This is a genomic window from Edaphobacter flagellatus, assembly GCF_025264665.1.
Classification (GTDB): domain Bacteria; phylum Acidobacteriota; class Terriglobia; order Terriglobales; family Acidobacteriaceae; genus Edaphobacter; species Edaphobacter flagellatus.
Genome location: NZ_CP073697.1, coordinates 2122775 through 2143775 on the forward strand (window position 1 = coordinate 2122775; position 21001 = coordinate 2143775).

Annotated in this window: 19 protein-coding genes; 6 read left to right on the forward strand and 13 right to left on the reverse strand. The window is 60.9% G+C overall.

What is annotated here, in order from left to right:
• Window positions 1-31: 31 nt before the first annotated feature.
• The 4 genes from KFE13_RS08800 to KFE13_RS08815 form a co-directional block, all read right to left on the reverse strand.
• The gene (locus KFE13_RS08800; protein ID WP_260706792.1) at window positions 32-565 is read right to left on the reverse strand and encodes a PEP-CTERM sorting domain-containing protein; all 534 of its coding nucleotides are present in this window, start codon (window positions 563-565) and stop codon (window positions 32-34) included.
• A 237-nt stretch (window positions 566-802) separates the two neighbouring features.
• Entirely contained in the window at window positions 803-1987 is a 1185-nt protein-coding gene (locus KFE13_RS08805) for a hypothetical protein (RefSeq protein ID WP_260706793.1), read from the reverse strand.
• A 176-nt stretch (window positions 1988-2163) separates the two neighbouring features.
• A complete protein-coding gene (locus KFE13_RS08810; RefSeq protein ID WP_260706794.1) occupies window positions 2164-3180 on the reverse strand; it encodes an LOG family protein in 1017 nt (338 codons plus the stop codon).
• A 25-nt stretch (window positions 3181-3205) separates the two neighbouring features.
• Complete coding sequence (locus tag KFE13_RS08815; protein ID WP_260706795.1) at window positions 3206-3547, reverse strand: hypothetical protein; 342 nt, start codon at window positions 3545-3547, stop codon at window positions 3206-3208.
• Between the two features lie 138 nt (window positions 3548-3685).
• Between KFE13_RS08815 and KFE13_RS08820 the strand changes: the two genes are divergently transcribed.
• Both KFE13_RS08820 and KFE13_RS08825 read left to right on the forward strand, forming a co-directional pair.
• The gene (locus KFE13_RS08820; RefSeq protein ID WP_260706796.1) at window positions 3686-4717 is read left to right on the forward strand and encodes a DUF1080 domain-containing protein; all 1032 of its coding nucleotides are present in this window, start codon (window positions 3686-3688) and stop codon (window positions 4715-4717) included.
• Between the two features lie 55 nt (window positions 4718-4772).
• Complete coding sequence (locus tag KFE13_RS08825) at window positions 4773-6749, forward strand: ABC-F family ATP-binding cassette domain-containing protein (protein WP_260706797.1); 1977 nt, start codon at window positions 4773-4775, stop codon at window positions 6747-6749.
• 40 nt (window positions 6750-6789) lie between these two features.
• Here KFE13_RS08825 and KFE13_RS08830 read toward each other — a convergent pair whose 3' ends face one another.
• The 3 genes from KFE13_RS08830 to KFE13_RS08840 all read right to left on the reverse strand — a co-directional run bounded on the left by KFE13_RS08830 (window position 6790) and on the right by KFE13_RS08840 (window position 9508).
• Window positions 6790-7857 (reverse strand): 3-deoxy-7-phosphoheptulonate synthase, encoded by a 1068-nt coding sequence (locus KFE13_RS08830; RefSeq protein WP_260706798.1) that lies wholly within the window; start codon window positions 7855-7857, stop codon window positions 6790-6792.
• A gap of 71 nt (window positions 7858-7928) precedes the next feature.
• The gene (locus KFE13_RS08835) at window positions 7929-8723 is read right to left on the reverse strand and encodes a tetratricopeptide repeat protein (protein ID WP_260706799.1); all 795 of its coding nucleotides are present in this window, start codon (window positions 8721-8723) and stop codon (window positions 7929-7931) included.
• A complete protein-coding gene (locus KFE13_RS08840; RefSeq protein WP_260706800.1) occupies window positions 8720-9508 on the reverse strand; it encodes a coiled-coil domain-containing protein in 789 nt (262 codons plus the stop codon). Before KFE13_RS08840 ends, KFE13_RS08835 begins: the two co-directional genes overlap by 4 nt.
• Before the next feature lie 194 nt (window positions 9509-9702).
• Between KFE13_RS08840 and KFE13_RS08845 the strand changes: the two genes are divergently transcribed.
• A complete protein-coding gene (locus KFE13_RS08845) occupies window positions 9703-10593 on the forward strand; it encodes an SMP-30/gluconolactonase/LRE family protein (protein ID WP_260706801.1) in 891 nt (296 codons plus the stop codon).
• A gap of 138 nt (window positions 10594-10731) precedes the next feature.
• On the forward strand, window positions 10732-11508 hold the full coding sequence (locus tag KFE13_RS08850; RefSeq protein ID WP_260706802.1) for a hypothetical protein: 777 nt from the start codon (window positions 10732-10734) through the stop codon (window positions 11506-11508).
• Window positions 11509-11643: 135 nt separating this feature from the next.
• On the opposite strand, the gene KFE13_RS08855 is transcribed toward KFE13_RS08850, so the two are convergent.
• Window positions 11644-12399, reverse strand: coding sequence for a metallophosphoesterase family protein (locus KFE13_RS08855; protein ID WP_260706803.1), 756 nt, complete (start codon window positions 12397-12399; stop codon window positions 11644-11646).
• A gap of 54 nt (window positions 12400-12453) precedes the next feature.
• The gene (locus tag KFE13_RS08860) at window positions 12454-13260 is read right to left on the reverse strand and encodes an ABC transporter ATP-binding protein (RefSeq protein ID WP_260706804.1); all 807 of its coding nucleotides are present in this window, start codon (window positions 13258-13260) and stop codon (window positions 12454-12456) included.
• Window positions 13261-13367: 107 nt separating this feature from the next.
• Between KFE13_RS08860 and KFE13_RS08865 the strand changes: the two genes are divergently transcribed.
• Entirely contained in the window at window positions 13368-14987 is a 1620-nt protein-coding gene (locus KFE13_RS08865; protein WP_260706805.1) for a hypothetical protein, read from the forward strand.
• A 42-nt stretch (window positions 14988-15029) separates the two neighbouring features.
• Here the strand turns inward: KFE13_RS08865 and KFE13_RS08870 are convergent, their stop codons facing one another.
• On the reverse strand, window positions 15030-15986 hold the full coding sequence (locus tag KFE13_RS08870) for an AraC family transcriptional regulator (RefSeq protein WP_260706806.1): 957 nt from the start codon (window positions 15984-15986) through the stop codon (window positions 15030-15032).
• 148 nt (window positions 15987-16134) lie between these two features.
• On the opposite strand from KFE13_RS08870, the gene KFE13_RS08875 reads away from it, so the two are divergent.
• Window positions 16135-17025: an SDR family oxidoreductase gene (locus tag KFE13_RS08875; RefSeq protein ID WP_260706807.1), complete on the forward strand. Its 891-nt coding sequence runs from the start codon at window positions 16135-16137 to the stop codon at window positions 17023-17025.
• A gap of 88 nt (window positions 17026-17113) precedes the next feature.
• Here KFE13_RS08875 and KFE13_RS08880 read toward each other — a convergent pair whose 3' ends face one another.
• The 3 genes from KFE13_RS08880 to KFE13_RS08890 all read right to left on the reverse strand — a co-directional run bounded on the left by KFE13_RS08880 (window position 17114) and on the right by KFE13_RS08890 (window position 20988).
• A complete protein-coding gene (locus KFE13_RS08880) occupies window positions 17114-19642 on the reverse strand; it encodes an ADOP family duplicated permease (RefSeq protein ID WP_260706808.1) in 2529 nt (842 codons plus the stop codon).
• Window positions 19643-19651: 9 nt separating this feature from the next.
• Window positions 19652-19987: a PadR family transcriptional regulator gene (locus KFE13_RS08885; protein ID WP_260706809.1), complete on the reverse strand. Its 336-nt coding sequence runs from the start codon at window positions 19985-19987 to the stop codon at window positions 19652-19654.
• A 110-nt stretch (window positions 19988-20097) separates the two neighbouring features.
• The gene (locus tag KFE13_RS08890) at window positions 20098-20988 is read right to left on the reverse strand and encodes a pirin family protein (protein WP_260706810.1); all 891 of its coding nucleotides are present in this window, start codon (window positions 20986-20988) and stop codon (window positions 20098-20100) included.
• Between the last annotated feature and the right edge of the window lie 13 nt (window positions 20989-21001).

Here is a 21001-nt window from a genome sequence, read left to right on the forward strand (position 1 = left end):
GAGAAGAGGCGACTCTGCGTTGGATGCTGGATTAGGAGCGTACGAAGCGACGGCGGACTACGCTGAAGGCTCCGACAACGCCCGTGCCGAGTAGCAGAAGCGAGGACGGCTCGGGAGTGGGAGCGACGGCTGTGAGGTTGAAGGTGCCAACGCCAAAGCCGGAGCCGGCACCGCCGAGGATCTCGCCATAGTTGTTGCCAGGCGTGATATCGGTGGAACCGGGCGCGTAGAAGCTATAGATGTTGGCCTCAACTCCGCTTGCCGTTGCAAAAGACAGGCCCGAGGGGTCAAGCAGCGTGGAAGCAGGAAAGAGAAGATTATCGCCACCCCGAAAGCTGACGAGACCGGTGATGGCGCTCGCGCCGAGGGTTCCACTGATGGAATCGATGACCCACTGGCCGCTTGTTTCCGTTGCAGTGAGAGTGCCGCTGCCGGTTTCCGGAAAGCCGCCGAGTGAGGCCGCCGGACCAGTGAGGCTCCAGTTGAAACTGTCGGCGCGCGCAGCAAGAGAGCCGAGAGTGAGTGTAAGAGGGATCAAAGCGAAACGAAGAAAACGTACAAGCATAAATGAGCTGACTCCTAAGGAGAGATTCGCGTGCATTCGATCGTAAGAGTCCCAGGGAAGGCTGAGACACCAGTGTTCTTGTGTCGAATGATCGCGAGATGACAGGAGTTTTACTGAAGGGTAAATGCTCTCAGGCCGGGAATTACGCCCGGCATCCATAATAGAGACACAGTCATACGAAGCCGCCGCATAGGCCGGTAATCCACAGACATGCGGCGGCTATAGCTTGCTTGCTGGCTAGGCGTCCTGCTCGGCCAGCGCGGCGCGCATCTTTGCCGAATCGTCCCAGGCATAACGCAACGTGCCCGACAGCGGTGCCCGCCCCATCAACCGTACGCAGGCCAGAATCGCTTCGATCCACTGCGGCGGGTGCTTTTGCTTCCCCTCACCCGGCCACAAATCCGAAAGCTTGCGCATCTGTCCCTTCGAGTCCGGGTGATACACGCGCTGATCCCAGCGCTGTGACCCTTCGGGAAAGTGCGGATAATTGCGGATGGCATCCAGCGTCGACTGCAGAATCCGATGCTTCCACGGCTCCGCATACTGCGGCATGTAGAGCACGTGGCTCTGACGCTCGCGGCGAACCTCGTTCACGAACTCGGTAAAGCTGGTCGCACGCGTCAGGTTCACGTTCGCATTCGGCTCCACGCCATGACGGTCACCGCCCGAGATCACCAGCTGGTTCCACTTGCCCGCCAGCGTTGCCGCCTCGCGATTCTCCTTCCAGTCGCGCAGACCGTTCAGCTCCAGCGCGTGAACGTACTGTCCGTATACGGCGAGAAACTCGTTTACCAGCACCATGTGACGCTCGCGGCCCACGCGATACAAATCCCAGATCGGGTGATTGAAGACAATCAACACCTGCGGAATCTCGGACAGTTCGGCAAGAATCTCGCGCAGCATCCCCGGCTTGCGCTCCGCCGTAGGAATGGCGGTGAAGGCGCGCATACGCTCCATCCACTCGACACCCTTCGCCGAAGGGATGTTATGAATGCCAATGTGGAACGCGCTCTCGTAGAACGGGACCGTCCACTCTACCGAGACCGGAATGTGGCGTGCCGAATCGACCGAGCGCAGCAGCAGCGGCGCATTGATGTCATCGTGGTCGGTCAGCGAGACCAGCGCCTGGAGTTGCAGGTTGTTCTCAATCTGCGTGCGCTCCAGGTCGAAGGCAATACGCGGCGTCAGCGGTGGTGTCCAGTAGCTGCGGGCATAATCCGGCAGGATGCCGGAGGCACGCTGCGAACGCTCCTCGGCCCAGCGCATGATAGGTTGCAGAAAGCCCCAGTCGCGCGACATCTCGGCGATAAAGTCCAGGGTCTCCTGGGACTGGTTGGTGTGGCTGTGCAGCGAAACGCCGGTGACGAACCCCTTTGCCGCTTTAGGCTCGCGCCACAGATACGAGATGGTGGACTGGCTCACTTTGGCCCTCCGAGCTGATCTTTCTTGCTCGGGGGCAGTATGCGTGGCTCATGTAAATACCCGATGACTGCACTGAGAACAGGGCTTCAAAATCGACAAATGCTGATAACTGTGTTGGTTACACCCCAACGAATAAGCCCGGCAGTACATGCTGGACTCCGTAATCGATAGCTTCGTTAAAGTGTCGGCGCGATATCCGGCCCCAGAATCTCCTGTGCTGTCGGCATCGGATCGTGCGGCACATCTTTTGCTCCTGCTGCCGCGCGAGCCCTCTCCTGCAGCGCCTTCTCGTAGTCCGAGTTCAGGTGATTCTTCGTCAGGTCTTCCTTCAGAATCTCGAAGGCCTCATCCGGCGTATCGGCAAAGCGAAAGAGATTCAGGTCGCCCGGAGCAATCGCGCCCCGCTCCGCCAGCACATCCAGATTGATGACACTCTTCCAGTACGGGCTGCCGTAGATGACCGTCGTGATCTTCTTCGCCAGCTTGTTCGTCTGCGCCAGCGTCAACAGCTCGAACATCTCGTCCAGCGTGCCGAAGCCTCCCGGAAAGATCACCAGGGCCTTCGCCAGATACGCAAACCAGTACTTGCGCATGAAGAAGTAGTGGAAGTCGAAGTTCAGCGACGGCGTAATGTACGGATTCGGCTGCTGCTCGAACGGCAGCTTGATGTTCAGGCCAATCGTCTTCGCACCCGCCTCGTACGCGCCACGATTCGCTGCCTCCATAATGCCGGGGCCTCCGCCCGAGGTCACCACAAAGCGATGCCGTGGCCCGGGCAGCGACTTCGACCAGGTCGCCAGCTTGTTGGCCAGAATGCGCGCATCCTCGTAGTACGCAGCCATCTCAATCGCGGCGCCTGCCAGCCGCAACCGTGCGCCCGTCGCCTGCCCGTGCTCGACCTCCTGCAGCGTGGCCGGTTGCTCCGGCGCGGGCTCCTTCGAGCCCGTATTCGCCAGCAGCTCAAAGTTCGCAGCCGCAACATCCAGTGCGCGAAAACGTGCCGAGCCGAAGAAAACCACTGTGTCCTGGATGCGCTCGCGACGAAAACGCGACAGCGGCTCCTGGTACTCCGCCATGATGCGCAGAATGCGCGCGTCGGCCGAGTTCAAAAACTTCGAGTTCTCATAGGCAAGCGGAGCGCTCTCCAGCGGCTCAGGCTCAGGAGGAGGTAGTGTATTCGGGTCAGTAGCCATCGTTATCTTTATGTCCTTCCGGATCTCATCCACGGTAGTCGCGATAGTGCACGGCCTCGGAGATGCCGATCCATATATCCAGCAAACCCAGCCCCGAGATCATACCGCGCACTGCGCCGTTCTGCAGAAAGCCCGCCAGCGCCGGGTGCGACTGGATAAACAGGTTGTGGTCCCAGATGCGTGTCCACCACGGCAGAATCATCACCAGCACGCCCAGGTACACACAAAACAACACCAGCACAAACAGCGACAAACGCTGCAGCCACACCGGCGCGGCCGCGCGCTTCGTCTCTGCACTGGCAGAGGGCGGCGGCGTTGGCATCACAGTCGGTTCGTGGTCCGGGAATAGTGGGGGCTGGCCAGGCATCAAGCTCTCACAATTGAGTGTATCGGAGCCACTTCGCCGTTGTCTCTGCCGGGAAGCCCAGCAGGTTCGCCCCACGTTTCATCCGACTCGTCACAGACCCCTTGCCGTCCTCTGTTGCCTCTACTACCGTTCTCACTGATGATGCTCACGACTAAGACGTTCGCGCCCGCAAGCTTCCTCGTCCTGCTCTCTGCCGGAATCTTCGCAGCCGCTCAACAACCCGGCACGACCTCGGCACCGCGCAGCATCGCCCTCACCGACACCGCGAACCTCATCTCCAGGGGAGCCAAAACGGAGGTCGTCGAATACAAAGGTCGCAAGGCACTCCACATCATCACGCAGCCCGAAAGGGGCTCTGGAATCACCCTCCTCAAGGACGTCGATTTTCGCGACGGCACGATCGAGGTCGACATCGCCGCCAAGGTCACAACCCCTCCCGGTGTGCGCATGCCCGGCTTCATCGGCATCGGCTTCCGTGCCCGCCCCGACGCCTCGCGGTACGAGCTCTTTTACATTCGGCCCAATAACTCCAGGTCTGAAGACCAGGCCATGCGCAATCACTCCGTGCAATACAGTTCAGAGCCCAACTTCGGATGGGAGGTGCTGCGCAGACAGTGGCCCATGGTCTATGAAAGCTACACCGACCTCCAGCCCGCCGAGTGGACGAAGGTGAAGATCGAAGTCCACGGACGCCGCGCCACGCTGTACCTCAACGGCTCACCCAATCCCAGCCTCGTCGTCGACGGCCTGAAGGGCGAAGACCTCCATGGCGGCATCGTGCTCTATAGCTTCGTGGGCGAAGAGGCCTACTACTCTAACCTGAAGATCACTCCAGCAGCACCCGAGCCGATCAAAAACGGAGGCGAAGCGACCGGCACATGGGACGTCGCCTTCAACACCGACGCCGGGCGATTCAAAGGCACCATGACGCTCACTCGCGACAATACCAGGCTCGCAGGAACATGGTCCGGCGAGCTCGGCAACGACGTCCCCGTCACCGGCACATGGCGCGATGGCTACGTCGAGCTGACCTTCACCGGCACATGGCCCGACAACAAAGCATCCGCCCCCATTCGGCTCGCCGGCTGGATCGATGACGACTCCGCCCACGGCCGCATGAAGATGGAAGGCTACGCGGAAGGCCAGTGGACCGCGCAACGCCAGAAATAACGCCCCAAATGCGCTTCCTACAGAGGGTGCGCCCGAGATGCGAAAATAGAAGTGCATGCTGCAACTGATCTCGGCCGGCAAGCGCTTCGGCCAAAAGCTCCTCTTTGAAGATGTCAACTGGCTGATTACCCCCAACGAGCGCACCGGCCTCGTCGGGGGCAACGGCACCGGCAAATCCACGCTGCTGAAAGTCATCGGCGGCATCGAGTCGCTCGACTACGGCGAGATCGCCCGCGTCAAAGGCACCACCATCGGCTACCTTCCCCAGGACGGCCTCGCCATGCGCGGCAAGACCGTCTTCGAGGAGTGCCTCTCTGTCTTCGAGCACCTCCACGCACTCGAGCGCGAGTCCATCGAGCTGATGACCGTCATGAGCGAGAAGGACCCCAAATCGAAGGAATATCTCGCCGCCGCCGACCGCTACTCCGAGATCGCCGACCAGCTCCACGTCCACGACATCTACACGCTCGATTCGCAGGTCGGCGCCGTTCTCGGCGGCCTCGGCTTCAGCAAAGAAGACTGGGAGCGCAAGACCGAAGAGTTCTCCGGCGGCTGGCAGATGCGCATCGCGCTCGCTAAGCTCCTGCTGCAAAAACCCTCGCTGCTGTTGCTCGACGAGCCCACCAACCATCTCGACATCGAGAGCCGCAACTGGCTCGAAGAGTACCTGCACGACTATCCCAACGCCTTCATCCTCATCTCGCACGACCGCTACTTCCTCGACGTCACCGTCAACAAGATCGTTGAAGTATGGAACAAGCGGATGCACGTCTACCACGGCAATTACGAGAAGTACGTCACGCAGAAGGAAGAGCGCCGTACCACGCTGATGGCCGCGTACAAAAACCAGAAGGACCGCATCGAAGCGCTCGAAGCCTTCATCAACCGCTTCCGTTATCAGGCCACCAAAGCCAAGCAGGTGCAGTCGCGCATCAAGGAGCTCGAAAAGATCGAGCGTATCGAGGTGCCGGAAGAAGAAGCGACGATCCATTTCACCATCCCGCAGCCACCCGCTTCAGGCCGCACCGTGATCGAAGTCGAGAACCTCAGCAAGGTCTATCCCACGCCCGACGGCGGCCAGAAGACCATCCTCGAAAACCTCAACTTCACCATCGAGCGCGGCGACCGCATCGCCCTCGTCGGAGCCAACGGCGCCGGTAAGTCCACGCTCATCCGCCTGCTCAGCGAGCAGGAGCCGCCAACTTCCGGCACCATCCGCTACGGCCACAACGCCATCGTCGACTTCTTCGCGCAGGACCAATACAAGGTCCTCAACCCCAACAACGAAATGCTCGACGACATCGCAGCCGCCGCACCCAAGGTTCCCGTCGTCGAGCTGCGCTCGCTCCTCGGCTGCTTCATGTTCTCCGGCGACGACGTCTTCAAAAAACTCGGCGTGCTCTCCGGCGGCGAACGCAACCGCTACGCCATGGCCAAGATGCTCGTCTCGCCCTCGAACATGCTGTTGCTCGACGAACCGACGAACCACCTCGACCTCCGCGCCAAGGACGTCCTGCTCGACGCGATCCGCAACTTCACCGGCACGGTCCTGTTCGTCTCGCACGACCGCTACTTCATCGACGGCCTCGCCACCCGCGTCTTCGAGGTCGAAGACAAACGCGTCCATATCTACCCTGGCAACTACGAGGACTACCTCTGGCGCAAGCAGGGCGGCCCCGAAAAGGTCTCCGAGTCTCTCTCCGCCGACCTGAAGAAGCCGCCGGTCATCGAGCCCGAACCCATCCTTGTCGCAACACCGGTGATCGAGACACCCGCTACGCCCGTTGCTCCCGTAAAGAAGCTGAACCCCATCAAGCTGAAGCAGATGGAAGACCGCCTCAAGTTCGCCGAAGAGGAGATTCCGCGGCTCGAAGGCGAAATCGCCGCCGCCGAAGAACGCCTCGGCAACTTCGTCTCCGCCGAGCAGTCACAGAAGGACGCCGCCGAGCTCGACCGCCTGCGCAGCGAGAAAGCTGCCATCACCGCCGAGTGGGAAGAGCTTGCCATGGCACTCGAAGAACAGCAGGCATAGAGTTCAGCTCGCCCTGCTAACGCCTCACAGTAGAGAACAGTTATGCGTTGCGAATAGCCCGACGCTTCGCCACCGACTCAGCCAACTCCTGCAATAGCGTCTCCGTCTCCGGCCAGCCGATGCACGCATCCGTGATGCTTTGCCCATAGACGTGCGCCTTGCCGTTCACCAGCGACTGGGCGCCTTCGACCAGGTTGCTCTCGATCATCACGCCCATAATGCGGCTGTCGCCACCAGCAATCTGCTCCTGCACAATACGGCCCACCTCGGCCTGCTTGCGGAAATCCTTATTGCTGTTGGCATGACTGTAGTCGATCATGATGTTCGGCCGGATGCCTGCCTTCTCCATCTGCTCTGCCGTCTCGGCCACAGAAACCGCATCGTAGTTCGTCGTCTGCCGTCCGCCACGCAGAATGATGTGGCACTCCGGATTGCCCGCCGTGAACAGAATCGCCGACTGGCCCGTCTCTGAGGTCCCCAGAAACGTGTGCGGGTGATTCGCCGAAACAATCGCCTCGATCGCAATCTTGATGTTGCCCGAAGTTCCGTTCTTGAATCCCACCGGACACGAGAGACCCGAGACCAGCTGGCGATGCACCTGGCTCTCCGTCGTGCGAGCGCCAATCGCGCCCCAGCTCACTAGGTCGGCGATGTACTGCGGCGTAATCATGTCCAGAAACTCCGTACCCGCAGGCACGCCCATATTCGCGAGATCGAGCAGCAGATGACGCGCAATGCGCAGGCCATCATTAATCCGGAACGACTCGTCGAAGTAAGGATCGTTGATCAGCCCCTTCCAGCCGAGCGTCGTGCGTGGCTTCTCAAAGTACACGCGCATCACGATCAGCAGCTCGTTAGCCAGCGCGTCGCTCACCTTCTTCAACCGCCCGGCATACTCGCGCGCAGCATCGACATCGTGAATGGAGCAAGGGCCGACTACCACGACAATGCGGTCATCCGTGCCTTCCAGAATGTTGCCGATCTGCCGTCGCGTCTCAAAGACGGTGTTAGAGCTTTCCTCCGTAACCGGCATCTCCTCTTCGAGGAAGACGGGGGGCAGGACAACCTTGGAGGACTGGATTCTGAGATTATTTGTCGTGTGAAACATGGGCTTTTATAGGTTAGCAGGAGACCATGCCTATCCCGCTCCTCGCGATCCTGTCCGATGGACGCTGAACGCTACGGGTCGCGATATTCGCGGCGCTTCAGCTCGCGCATCGCCTGCTCATGGCCTTGCAGCGCAGCCTGTCGAATCCAGTGCCGCGACTGAGGATAATCATGCTCCACCCCCTGGCCGGTGGCATACAGATGAGCCAGCTGAAACTGCGCTTCGGCGTTTCCCTGGTCCGCCGCCCTGCGATACCACGCAGCCGCCTGCGTATAGCTAAGCGGAACGCCCTGGCCAAAGTAGTAAAGCTCGGCCAGCTTCTGCTGCGCTTCCGCAAAGTTCTGTGTGGCAGCCAACCGATACCAATAGGCCGCTTCCGTGTCGTTCTGCGGAACACCTTCGCCCTTGCGGTACATCAGGCCCAGGTTGTACTCGGCCCAGGCGAGCTTGCTGTAGGCAGCGCGCTGGCACCATGCAAAGGCCTCCGCGAAGTCGTTCGCCATGTAGTAGCGAAAACTGAGGTTCGCCTGAGCATACGCATGCCCCTGCTCTGCGGCCTTGCGCTCCCAGTGCGCAGCCTGCGCGGCATTCTGCGGAAGTCCGCGGCCTTCGTCATACATGGTGCTCAGCAGATATTGCGATTCGGCATGGCCCTGCTCCGCCGCGCGCTGAAAACCTGCCGCGGCTGCAGCGAAATCGCCCGCGTTGTAGTCCATAACCGCCTGCCGATAGTCCGGATTCGAAGCTGTGTTCGCGGCATCGCGGCGTCCGCGGGCAATGATGCCCGTGCGCGCCGAGTGCAGCGACAGCGTGGCCCCGGCAGAAATATGCTGCAACCCGCTGCCGGCTTTATCGTGCATCGTCATTCTGCGCGTCTCTGTGCATTGACCTGACGCTCGACAAACGCCAGGCGGTAGCGCGTATCCGCAATCTGCTCGCGAAGATTCGTAGCAAGCTCGGTCAGCAGGTCGCGATGTTCGCGCGCCGCAGCTTCGGCATCCGTATACAGCTGGGCGATCTCGCTTGTCAGCAGCGTGTGACGCTCCACCTCAAGGTTCGCGGCATCGCGCTCGGCATGGCGTATCTGCCGCGTGATCCGCAGCAACTCGGCAGCAGTTCCCTCTCCGGCAATCGAGGCGTTGATCTCGCGGTGATCATCCAGCATGCGCTCCAGCGTCTCGGAGTCACCCCGGCTGTAAGCCTGATTCGCACGAGCCATCAGCAGCGTGAAGTGCCTCTGCTCCGCATCGTCGCGTGCAAAGTCAGGATGAATCCGCTTGGCCACCTCACGAAACAGCGTCTTCAGATTGGGCGGAGGATCAAACTCTTCGGCCTCGCGTGCTGCGGCAAACGCGGCATCGTGCGTCTCCTGCGCCTGCCTGCGAGCCTCGCCTGCGCGGTTGCGCGCCGCTTCGGAGTCATAGAGATCCACCTCACGCTCGGCGATACGCGCCTCGATGTCGTCGAGCTCCGCATACAGGACCCCGACCTGCCTCAGATAACGTCCCTCAAACGTCTTAAGCTGCGCACGTAGCTGGGCAAGCTCCGATTCACGCTCAGCCAGCGTAGCGCGCGCAGCCGCAAGCTGCTCGCGCCTGTCGAGCAGTTCGACGTGATCCGGACTCTGCTGGAGAATAATCTCGGCGGGCATGCGGTTTCCAGGGAGTGGAGCTTCTAGTTTATCGAAGCCAGACAGCCATCGCAGATGTGTGCTCGTCGGCAGGCGTGACCATTCCATATACTGGACTGACCAATTTCGGCCCCACTCCGTAGCTTCTTCAAAACTGCCTGCAAGAAACCATGCATCGGCGGGCACAAATCAATCACGCTGAGGAGATTTTTACGATGACCATCTGGAATATTCGCCGCCTCGCCGCCTGCACTGCTCTCATCGTGGGATTTACGCAAGGCGCGTCCGCCAGCGACATCCTGGTTGGCGATATAAAGTCACAACCGGAGAGTCTGACCGTAGCACCCGGCGGTGTGGTGATCGTCGGCAGCGCCAGTTCCCCGTTCGTCTACAAGGTGCGTTCCGGCTCCTCCACCGCCGAGAAATTTATCGATGCCAGCGCCGAAGGACCCGGCACGTTTTTCTTCGGCATGCTGGCCGATCCCGCCAGCAATATGCTGTGGACTTGCCAGCTCACTCCGGTGCCGAATACCACTCCCGTGCAGCGGCATACCGCTCTGCGCGGCTTCGATCTCACGACCGGCGCACCGAAGGTGCGCTGGCCGCTGCCCGGAGACAACACCACCTGCAACGACTTTGCCATTGGACCGGATAAGGCTCTCTACATTACAGACACCGCGACCGGCCGCATCTTCAGACTACCTGCCGGCGCTTCCTCTGCAGATCTCTATCTGGAGCACCGCACGCTTTCCGGCATCGACGGCATCACCTTTCTCGATGGCGTGCTCTACGTCAACAACGTCGTCTTCAACAAGCTCTACCGCATTCCCGTCGACGCAGCAGGCAAACCCGGTACGCCGGTCGATATCTGGATGGATCAGCTGGTGAAGGCGCCCGATGGCATGCGCGCCGCAAACGGCAAGCTCTACGTCGCCGAAAATGGCGGTGGCAGGCTCCTGGCCCTCACCATCCATGGAGACAAAGCAAGCGTCACCGTGCTGAAGGAAGGACTCAAAACACCAACCGGCATCGAACCCGCAGGCGACACACTCTGGTTCACCGAACGAGCCATCGGCAAAGCCGAATCCATGCCAATGCCGAAATAATCGCTTCGCGGTATGCGAGACACATTGGCATATCCCACATCGAGCACAACCACGCTCACCACACCGGATATTCGCCAGCCAAACGCGCATGGATGACGAGATGCGCGTTTCTCGGTACCTGGTGATTTACGATGCGTCATGCGACTCTTTTGCTCAGCGTTGGTGTTCAGCCTTTGTGCTGCCTTTTGTCAGGCACAGACAGCAATCAATGATGCGACGTTCCTAAAGCAGGCCCGTGCCAAATATGACGCTCCCTTTGAAAGGAACCTCCAATCATTTAGTTGCGCCGTAGAGTTCAACTGGAAGCAACACTTTACGGAAGTCGTACGCCTCGGCGACGAAGGAACGGACGAGGAAATCGCTAAGTTCATTCAGCCGATCAACAATCGCGTCATTGTCACTCGGCAAAACGCTGCAGTGTCATCTGGGATGACTGACGATGAAGAAAAGAAGCTTCCTCATGGAGGCATGGCGGAAGGTCTTCTCAAACATGCAGTGCAGTTCAGCCTGAATAACTGGTTAGGTGCCAGCAATAATGCTTTTCTTCCGCCAGAAAGCACGCCCGTTCACGTCGAACCATCTACATCAGGCTACAAGCTCGAATTCAAGGTCCAGACGTTTGATATTGAGATGTTATTCGCGCGCGACATGAGCCTCCAGAGCGAATCGGCAAGGGGTTTTGCCTCGAATCGGCGAGAAACAGACTTCCGTCCTGGCGCACAGGGCTTTCTCATGACTTCCTACAGGCTGGGCGAGGATGGTGATTTTAGGCCTGGAAATCGGATAATCCTCACCTATACCTATCAAAGCGTTGGCGGATATCAATTACCCGAACAAGTTTCAATCAATCGCGAGAGCCACCACGAAGCCTGGCACTACAAATTAGTCAACTGCACAGTGCAAGCGACTAAGTGATTCAGTATCGATGAGTCGCCTTCTAGGAACTGACAATCAGACTCTATAAGAATCGTGCTTGAGTCATCGTCTCCCGAGGGCGACAAATTTCTAAGAAAGGTGAGAACTTCCCGTCTCCTCGGTATCTATAACAACTTATCGCCCCTCGAACAGTCGGGCCGCCAGCTTCTCCGGCAATCCGGCCATCAGAATCCTTCCCTGCGCTGCCGTCAGGTCGTACGGCACGCGGTGAAACACAATCGTCTTCGCGTCCGTGTCGTACACCGCAAACCCCGCGCGCCAGTCATTATCCCGCGGCTGTCCGATCGACCCCGGATTAATCAGGAAGCGCATTCCATCCTGCGCCTCCAGCGTCCAGCTCTCCGCTTCATTCTTCTTCGAGTATTGCGGCTTCAGCTCGCGCCACTCTTCGTTCTTCTGCATGAAGCCGCCCTGCAGATGCGTGTGCCCGATAAACGTCACCACAATCCCGCTCTGCTGCAGCGGAGCCCACGCGTCGCGCATCGTGATGATGTACTGGTCCTCGTTCAGCGGCGACCCATGCGCCAGCGCCACCTGCGGCAAACCCTCCGGCATCAGCGGCCCCTTCGGCACCGCAGCCAGCCATTCGCGATTCGCCTCCGTCAACTCCTTGCGCGTCCACTCCGCCGCTGCTCGAGCCACAGGATTGAACCCCGCAGCCGAAGCCAGCCCGCAACACACGCGATCATGATTTCCACGCACGTTGTACTGCGCCTTCGCGCGAACGATCTCGATCACCTCGTTCGGGCTCGCGCCATAGCCGACCACATCACCCAGGTTCCACACCGCATCCACCTCACCGGCTGCGGCAAGGGCGGCGTTTAACGCTTCAAGATTTCCGTGAATATCCGAGAGTACAAGGGCTCGCATGCATCCATTCGGGCATCGCGGCCCAGCAACTAGTCTAATTGAATTCAGCCCCGACTATTCGTTCAGCGTCGCCAGCGGCCTCGTCCTGTCCGTCTCCATCGTTGGAGCCGAAGCCAGCAGCCTCCGCGTGTACGCATGCTGCGGCGCGCAGAACAGCGCCTGCGCCGAGCCCTGCTCCACAATGCGCCCATGCTGCATCACCGCCACCCGGTTCGCTACCTGGCTCACTACAGCGAGATCGTGCGAGATAAACAGCATCGCCAGGTTGTGCGACTCGCGCAGCCTGCGCAGCAACGCCAGAATCTGCGCCTGCACCGTCACATCCAGCGCCGTCGTCGGCTCATCGGCAATCAGCAGCCGCGGACGGTTCACAATCGCCATCGCAATCATGATGCGCTGCCGCTGCCCCCCCGAAAACTGATGCGGATAATCCCCGAATCGCTTCTCCGGAGAAGGCAGCGCTACATCGTTCATCGCCGCCACCACGCGCTCCCGTACCTCCGCACGCGGCATCCGCGGATGATGTGCCGTCACCGCTTCGGCAATCTGCGTACCCACTGGCATCACCGGATTCAACGCCGTCATCGGCTCCTGAAAGATCATCGCCATGTTCCGTCCGCGATGTCGCCGCATCGCATCTTCCGGCAAGGTCAGCAGGTCCTCATCCGCAAATCGCAGGCTGCCCTCCACCGTTGCCCCCGGCGGCAGCAACCGCAACAATGCCAGCGATGTCAGCGACTTGCCCGACCCCGATTCCCCCACCAGCCCCAGCGTCTCGCCCTCGCCGATCGCAAACGAGATCCCGTCCACCGCCGGTCTTCCATCAAACGCAATCCGAAGCTGGTCCGCCGCAACAAGCATCCACTTGTCATACTAGGGCATAACGGCAACTTCTCCCCGGCGCTTCGTGTTCCCTTCAGGGAAGCGCGGCGTAACGCCCGCCAACTACGTCTAAACTCATGACGCGTATGAAAAAACCTCTCTTCACTGCCGTACTTGGTTTTGTTCTTTCCTGGGCTCCCTCTATCTCTGCCCAGATGCATAAAGTCACCAAGCCCGAAAACGTCGTCCGTGCCGTCGGCGTTTACGAGTGGACCGGCGACCTCGCCAAACCCACCGCTATCCGCTTCGTCCCCGTCACCGTCTTCATCGACGGCGAGATCCAGGACGCCGGCATCTACATGCCCCGCCCCATCCCCTTCGCCCTCGTCAACGGCAACATCTACGAGCTCGAAGACGCCGGGCTCCCCAAGGGCACCCTCGAGCTTGAGTCCGCACTCAACACCACTCAGATCGATGGCGCCCCCGCCGCTCCCTTCATCCAGGGCTGGACCGCCTACGGCAGCTACAAGCCGCCCGCCCCCGAGAAAAAAGCCGCGGCCCTCAAGCCATCCAAAACACTCTCCACCATCACGAGTTCAGGCGGCAGCGCCAAGACCGATAACAAGACCGACAGTAAACCAGCCGATACCACAGCCGATCAGAAAAACACCGATCAGAAAACCGCGGACACCGACCGGCCCACCATGCGCCGCCGCACGTCCAGCGACGACACCTCCGCCCCCTCGCCGTCAACCACCACAACATCGACGACGACCACCACCAGCGACGACGATGACAAGGCCGAGCGGCCCACCCTCCGTCGCCGCTCTCCCGAAGACGCCAAAAACGATAAGCAGAAAAAGAAGAACGAGACCGCCAGCGTCATCTCCACCGGTTCGCTCAACGACGACCCCGACCGTCCGCGCCTCAGCCGCAACAACGCCGCCCACGACACCGACGACCTGCCCAAACTCCTCGGCGTCCCCCCCGGCATGAAGCAGATGGTCGCCGTCTCCGACGCCAAAAACCGTGACCCGCATCCCTTTGCACGCCCCTGGGAAGACGACGCCGAGCGCGCCGCCATCCTCACCAAAATGCAGTCCTTCGCCCGCGCCAAACTTGCCGCCTACGGCATCGTCCCCGGCACCACGCCGCCAACCGCCATCGCAGGAAACACCACCGTCGGCGGCACAACCACGCTCCCCACCACAGCAAAGACCGGTACCAGCATCGAAGGCTCCGGGCCGCCGAAATTGAAGCGCGGCATCCCCACCGACGACACACTCGGCAACATCGCGCCACCACCCGCAACATCACCAGCCGCAACCACCGCCCCTGCAAAATCCGCGGGCACAAAAACCAGCACGACCGCAGCGAAGCATCGCGCAGCCGCAGCAACAAAAGCCGCGCCTCCTGTTACTCTCGCCGACGAGCAGCTCAAAGGCTACCTCCTCAGCTACGGTGGAGCGCCCACCTACGTCTACTCAGCCCATACCGTCGAGACCGGCTCCGTCATGCGCTACGTCACCATCGTCGCCCAGGCCGACGCCCTCGGCCAGCTCCAGGTTGCGCTCGCCTCCGTCACCGACGCCGCCCATCTCGACCGCACCCCCTGGATGCGTCTCGTCGACGCCGTCGATGTCGAAGCCAGCAACCGCGCCAGCCTCCTCTTCGAGCTGCGCGGCCAAAGCGGGCGACAGTTTGCCCTCTACCGCGTCATCGCCGCCAAGCCCGAGCAGATCTTCGTCACCAGCAGCGGAAGCTGATCTCACCCCGGCAAACCAGCCGTGAGCGGCCTCCCGCTTACGCTACTCCAGCAGGCTCACGTGAACAATCCCGTTCACGCCCTCTGAAACAGGACCCTGCCTTCGCTTACGGCCATACTGCCGCGGCGAGCAGCCCATCACCCGTTTGAACGCCGTGCCGAACGCGCTCTCCGACTCATACCCAAGCGACAGCGCAATCGCTGAAATCGAATCCGCCGAGTTCTCCAGCCTGTCTCCCGCGCGCAGCATCCGCCAGTGCGTCAGATACTCCATCGGCGACATGCCCACCATCTCCTTGAACTTCTGCGCAAAAATCGAACGCGACATGCCCGCCCTCTCCGCCAGCGTCTGCAGCGTCCAGCGATGCGCCGGGTCGTCATGCATCGCGTGGATCGCCGCACGCATCTGCTTGTCGGCCAGCGCAAACAGCCACCCCACGCCCGATCCCTCCGTCAGATGCAGACGCAGCGCCTGCACCAGCATCAGATAAGCAAGATGCTGCGCCACCAGAAAGCCGCCCGGCTGGCCCTCGCGCAGCTCCTGCATCATTCTTTCGATCGACCAGCGCATCGCCTCCTTGTCCGACTCTTTCCTGATGTGCACAATCGGCGGCAACACACCCAGCAGCATATCGGCATGATCGCCCGTGAAGGCATAGTGCCCGCCGACCGTAAAACAACCTCCGCCGCCATTGCACGTAGCAATGCTGCCATTCAGCGGCAGTTGAATGGCGCTGCGCACGTCGACAGGCGTGAGCGACGGATCGCTCGCCAGGCTGAACGGCCGCCCTCGCGGCAGCAGAAAACAATCGCCCGCCGTCAGACGCACCGGGTCGGCAATGCCATCCACCGAAAGCCAGCATCCACCGGAAACCACCGCATAGCACTTGATACCGGTATGCCTGTCGAACCGGATCGACCATGCCCCACCCGCATCGATGCCGCCAGACATATAACTGCGAGGCTTCAGCAACGACAGCACATCAGACAGCGGATCCATTGGGAAACCTCCCGCAATCTTCCTCGGACGATTGCGAAGAAAATACGGACTCTAACGATAGATCGTATCGCTCCAAAATCAATCTGACGAATAGCACAGCCGCAAACGCGGCCATCATCATGGAAAGTGCTGCCAAGGAGAAACAAGGATGCGTGTCTTCGTTACAGGTGCAACAGGCTTTGTCGGTTCAGCCATCGTGCAGGAGCTTATCGACGCCGGCCATCAGGTGCTCGGCCTCGCCCGCTCCGATGCCGGAGCCCAATCTCTCGCCGCCACAGGAGCGCAGGTCCATCGCGGCGACCTCAACGATCTCGAAAGTCTCCGCACCGGAGCAGCCGCCGCCGATGCCGTCATTCACACCGCCTTCAACCACGACTTCTCAAACTTCGCAGAAAATTGTGCCCTCGACGGGCGTGCCATCGAAGCACTCGGCTCCGCACTTCAGGGCTCCGAACGTCCCCTGATCGTCACTTCCGGCACAGCGCTTCTCGCACCCGGCCGTCTCGCAACCGAAAAAGACAATCCACCAACGCCATCGCCATTCCCTCGTGTCTCTGAGACCGCAGCCGCCGCACTGCGCCAGCGCGGTGTGCATACCGCCGTCGTTCGCCTTCCCCCTTCGGTCCACGGCGATGGCGACCACGGCTTTGTGCCGCGTCTGATCAGCTTCGCCCGCCAGAAGGGAGCCGCCGCTTACATCGGCGAAGGAAAAAATCGCTGGCCTGCCGTGCACCGGCTCGATACCGCACGCCTTTACCGTCTCATCCTGGAAAAAGGCGTTCCCGAATTCAGCTATCACGCCATTGCCGATGAAGGCGTCCCCTTCCGCGATATCGCCGAGGTCATCGGCCGCCGCCTGAACCTTCCCGTCCTCAGCAAATCGCCTGAAGAGGCCGCCGAATATTTCGAATGGTTCACGCACTTCGCAGCCATTGATGCTCCCGCCTCCAGCGCGCACACGCAACAGCAGTTGGGATGGCATCCAACACAACGCGGCCTCATCGCCGACATCGACCACCCACGCTACTTCAGTGCCTGAGTCCGCAATGCAGTATCCAACCCATCGCAGAGACACACCGACAATCGCGCCGTGTCTCTGCGATATCTTCCTCTCTAAAATCACGGCACTACTCGTGCCGCAAAACCTGCATCGGGTCGATCCGCAGCGCCTTTCGCGCAGGCCAGATGGCAGCCAGCGCCGCAATGGCCGCGAGCAATCCAATCGCACCGGCATAGCTCAGCGGATCAAGCCCGCTCACGCCATACAGAATCCGCCGCAACAGTTGCGACGCCGCAGCCGCCAGTCCTGCTCCGGCAATCAACCCCAGTGCCACCGGCCCCACAAACTGCTGCAGCATCGCAGCAATCACATGCGTCTTCTTCGCACCCAGCGCCAGCCGAATCGCAATCTCCTTCGTCTTCTGCGATACCGCATACGCTACCAGCCCCACCAATCCTATCGCCGCCAGCAGCACCGCCGATCCACCCATCAGGCTCGCGATCGTTGCGCCCTTCTCCACCGTTCCCACTTCATCATGGAACGCATCGCTCAACAGACGCACGTTGGGGAACAGGCCCGCATCCACACCTGCGGCAATCGCCCTCGCCCCGGCAGCAATGTCCTCCGGCCTGCCCTGCGTCCGCACCAGCACCACCATGTGCGGCAACGATGCGTCATCGCTCATCTGATACATCTCCGTCGCATCCGGGTCATGCATCGACATCGTGCGCGCATTCGCCACCACGCCCATCACGGTGAACTTCCTCGAAGTCGGATCCGACGGCTCCAGCAGAAACTGCTTGCCCAGCGGAGCCTCACCCGGCCACATCTGTCGCGTCAGCGACTCGCTCACCACCACCTCGTCCGTATCGCCCCGCTGTACATCGCGCCCGCTCAGCCGCGCGATCCCCATCGTCTCGAAAAACCCCGGCTCCACGCGGCTCATATAAATGCTGAACCGGTACCCCACCATCGCCGTTACATTCTTGTGCCCCAGCGGAGCCATCGACGTCAGACCCACCGACGTCACCCCCGGCAGCTGCCGCAGCCTCGCCTGCACCACATCGAGATAGCTCTTCGCCGCCGCCGCCGAATACCCATGCACCGCCAGGTCCGGATCGACCACCAGCACATGTTCGTAGTCATAGCCCGGATCGGTTGACATCGCATACCGCAGCGCCCGCACCAGCAGCCCGGCCACAATCAACAGCACACAGCTTGCCGCAATCTGCGCCATCACCAGTACCTGCCGCGCACGCGTGCCGCTCTTCCGCTTCGCCGTAAGCTGCAGCGCAGGCGCCAGCCCAAACACAATCGCCGCAACCAATCCCACCCCACCGGCAAACGCAGCCACTCGCCAATCCGGAGCAGGGTCCAGCCACGGCGCCGCATCCACCTTCGCCAGAAACGCCTTCAGGCACACGTATCCCAGCCCCATTCCAGCCACAGCCGACATCGCCGCCAGCAGCAGACTCTCCGTAAACAGCTGCCGCACAATCCTTCCGCGGCTCGCCCCCAGCGCAAACCGTATCGAAATCTCATGTCCCCGCGTCACGCCGCGAGCCAGCAACAGCCCTCCAAGATTGCTGCACGCCACCGTCAGAATCAGCAGCACCAGCACCGCTACCAGGCTGATCATCGGCACATCGTCCTTGCGCACCGTCTGCAGATAACCTCCCGGCGAGCTGACAATCCTCTCGTCCTTCCACACCGAATCCGGCGACTGCCTGCGCAGATCATTCGTCAGAGCAGTCAGCTCCTGCTCCGCCGCCTTCGGCGACACACCCTTCCGCAACCGAGCCCACAGATCCACCATGCCGCCCAGCGACGTATCCGTCAGCACGGTGCTTCCTTCCACGAAGTACGGTTGCTGCACCAGCGGCACCCAGAACGCAGGCTCGCGCGGCAAACCCAGCCCGCTGAAGTTTCGCGGAGCCACACCGATCACCGTCGCCGCCTTGTGATTCAAATGCACCACGCTGCCCACCACCGCCGGATCGCTGCCGTACCGCTCCTCCCAGAACGTATGGCTCAGCATCACCACCGGCTCTGCGCCCTTACGCTCGTCGCGCTGCGCATCGATCGCACGGCCAATCCCCGTCTCTGCACCCAGCTCGCGAAAGAAGTTCCCCGTCACAAACCGCGTGCGCACCAGCTTGCTCTCGTTCTCCAGCACCACCTCGCGGTCCGTGCTCGCCAGCACCGCGCTCAGCGTCTTCGCATGATTGCGATAAAACTCAATCGACGGATACGCCACATTCGAAGCAAAGCTTCCCGGCGCGCTCCGCTGCAACCGCACCAGCGTATCCGGATCCCGCACCGGCAGCGGCTTCAGCACAAACATGTTGAACACGCCAAACGCCGCGACATTCACGCCGATCCCTACCGCCAGCACCAGCACTGCAGCCAGCGTGAATCCCGGCGAGCGCATCAGCGTCCTCACTCCAAAGCGTATGTCCTGCGCCAGCCTGTCGATCCACGTCCATCCCCACGCCTCGCGCGCCTGCTCCCCCAGAGCATCTGCGTTGCCGAACATCCTCCGCTCCGCGCCCGCACGCTCCGCCATCTCACGGTGAAACTCCATCTCTTCCCGCAGCGACTCCTGCATCCGTCTGCGATTCAGCAGGTACCACACTCTCCGCCACATCTCGCCCATCGCCGCCTCCTATGCCGTCCGCAGAACCGCCTTGATCGCCTCGGTCAGACGATCGTAGTCCTCCAGCTCCGCCTCCAGCTGCTTGCGTCCAGCCGCCGTCAGACGATAGAAACGCACCTTCCGGTTCGTCTCCGAGATCCCCCACTCCGCGCTCGCCCATCCCTTCAGCAGAATCTTCTGCAGCGCCGGATACAGCGAGCCCTCTTCCACCTCCAGCACTTCCTTCGAAAGCACATGGATCCTCTGCGCAATGGCGTACCCATGCAGCGGCCCCGACCGCAGCACCCGCAGAATCAGCATCGCCAGCGCCCCAGCCTGCATCGTCGATTTAGGTGTAGATTTCATATACCTAGAAAATCTATGCCTAAGAAAACTAGCCGTCAACTACACTTCGTCACTTAAAAAGAAATGGCCTCCCGAAACATCGGGAGGCCAGCCTCGCTACCTGCTGCATCTTACAGCTGACCGAACTTGCCAGCCTTCAGATCGCTCACTGCCTGCAGGATCTCCTCGCGCGTGTTCATCACGAAAGGACCATAGCTCGCAATCGGCTCGTTGATCGGCTCGCCGCTCAGCAACACAAGCTGCGAGTCTTCCTTCGCCTCGATCACCACCGTGTTGCCCTCCTGCGCCAGCACCGCAATCTGTGCCTCGCCCTTCAGCTTCGCCGAACCGTTCACCGTCGCGTCGCCCTTGCGCAGCACCACCGCCGTGTTGTGTCCTTCCGGAACCGTCAGCTCGACCTTCTCGCCCGCCTTCAGAATCACGTCCCAAAGGTTGACGGCAGTAAACGTCTTCGCCGGTCCCTTCTTTCCATCGAACTCGCCAGCGATCACACGGACATGGCCTCCGCCCGGCAGCGCAATCACAGGAATCTGCTCCTTCGTGATCGTCTGATATCCAGGCTTCGACATCTTGTCCTTCGCCGGCAGGTTCACCCACAGCTGAATCATCTCGAAGACGCCTCCCGCCTTCGAAAACTCAGCCTCATGCAGCTCCTCATGCAGCACACCCGAAGCCGCCGTCATCCACTGCACGTCGCCTGGAGCGATCACGCCCGCATTGCCCGCCGAATCGCGATGACCCACCGAACCCTGGTAAGCAATCGTCACCGTCTCAAAGCCCCTGTGCGGATGCTCCCCCACACCACGACGCTTCTCCGAAGGCGTGAAGTACTGCGGCCCCGCATAGTCCAGCATCAGGAACGGGCTCACCTCCACCTGCAATCCGTTTGAAGGAAAAAGGTTGCGAACCGGAAATCCATCGCCCACCCAGTGGTGCGATCCCGCGCCATACGTTCCAAGAACCTTCTTCTGTGTCGTTGTCGTTGCGGTCGTCATTGTCATTGCTCCCTTCGGC

Coding starts and splice junctions, on each gene's coding strand:
- KFE13_RS08870 (WP_260706806.1), bottom strand. CDS start 15,986: ATGGATCCGCTGTCTGATGTGCTGTCGTTGCTGAAGCCTCGCAGTTAT.
- KFE13_RS08875 (WP_260706807.1), top strand. CDS start 16,135: ATGCGTGTCTTCGTTACAGGTGCAACAGGCTTTGTCGGTTCAGCCATC.
- KFE13_RS08885 (WP_260706809.1), bottom strand. CDS start 19,987: ATGAAATCTACACCTAAATCGACGATGCAGGCTGGGGCGCTGGCGATG.
- KFE13_RS08815 (WP_260706795.1), bottom strand. CDS start 3,547: ATGCCTGGCCAGCCCCCACTATTCCCGGACCACGAACCGACTGTGATG.
- KFE13_RS08850 (WP_260706802.1), top strand. CDS start 10,732: ATGCGACTCTTTTGCTCAGCGTTGGTGTTCAGCCTTTGTGCTGCCTTT.
- KFE13_RS08880 (WP_260706808.1), bottom strand. CDS start 19,642: ATGGGCGAGATGTGGCGGAGAGTGTGGTACCTGCTGAATCGCAGACGG.
- KFE13_RS08860 (WP_260706804.1), bottom strand. CDS start 13,260: ATGCTTGTTGCGGCGGACCAGCTTCGGATTGCGTTTGATGGAAGACCG.
- KFE13_RS08890 (WP_260706810.1), bottom strand. CDS start 20,988: ATGACAATGACGACCGCAACGACAACGACACAGAAGAAGGTTCTTGGA.
- KFE13_RS08825 (WP_260706797.1), top strand. CDS start 4,773: ATGCTGCAACTGATCTCGGCCGGCAAGCGCTTCGGCCAAAAGCTCCTC.
- KFE13_RS08865 (WP_260706805.1), top strand. CDS start 13,368: ATGAAAAAACCTCTCTTCACTGCCGTACTTGGTTTTGTTCTTTCCTGG.
- KFE13_RS08820 (WP_260706796.1), top strand. CDS start 3,686: ATGATGCTCACGACTAAGACGTTCGCGCCCGCAAGCTTCCTCGTCCTG.
- KFE13_RS08800 (WP_260706792.1), bottom strand. CDS start 565: ATGCTTGTACGTTTTCTTCGTTTCGCTTTGATCCCTCTTACACTCACT.
- KFE13_RS08840 (WP_260706800.1), bottom strand. CDS start 9,508: ATGCCCGCCGAGATTATTCTCCAGCAGAGTCCGGATCACGTCGAACTG.
- KFE13_RS08835 (WP_260706799.1), bottom strand. CDS start 8,723: ATGACGATGCACGATAAAGCCGGCAGCGGGTTGCAGCATATTTCTGCC.
- KFE13_RS08810 (WP_260706794.1), bottom strand. CDS start 3,180: ATGGCTACTGACCCGAATACACTACCTCCTCCTGAGCCTGAGCCGCTG.
- KFE13_RS08855 (WP_260706803.1), bottom strand. CDS start 12,399: ATGCGAGCCCTTGTACTCTCGGATATTCACGGAAATCTTGAAGCGTTA.
- KFE13_RS08830 (WP_260706798.1), bottom strand. CDS start 7,857: ATGTTTCACACGACAAATAATCTCAGAATCCAGTCCTCCAAGGTTGTC.
- KFE13_RS08845 (WP_260706801.1), top strand. CDS start 9,703: ATGACCATCTGGAATATTCGCCGCCTCGCCGCCTGCACTGCTCTCATC.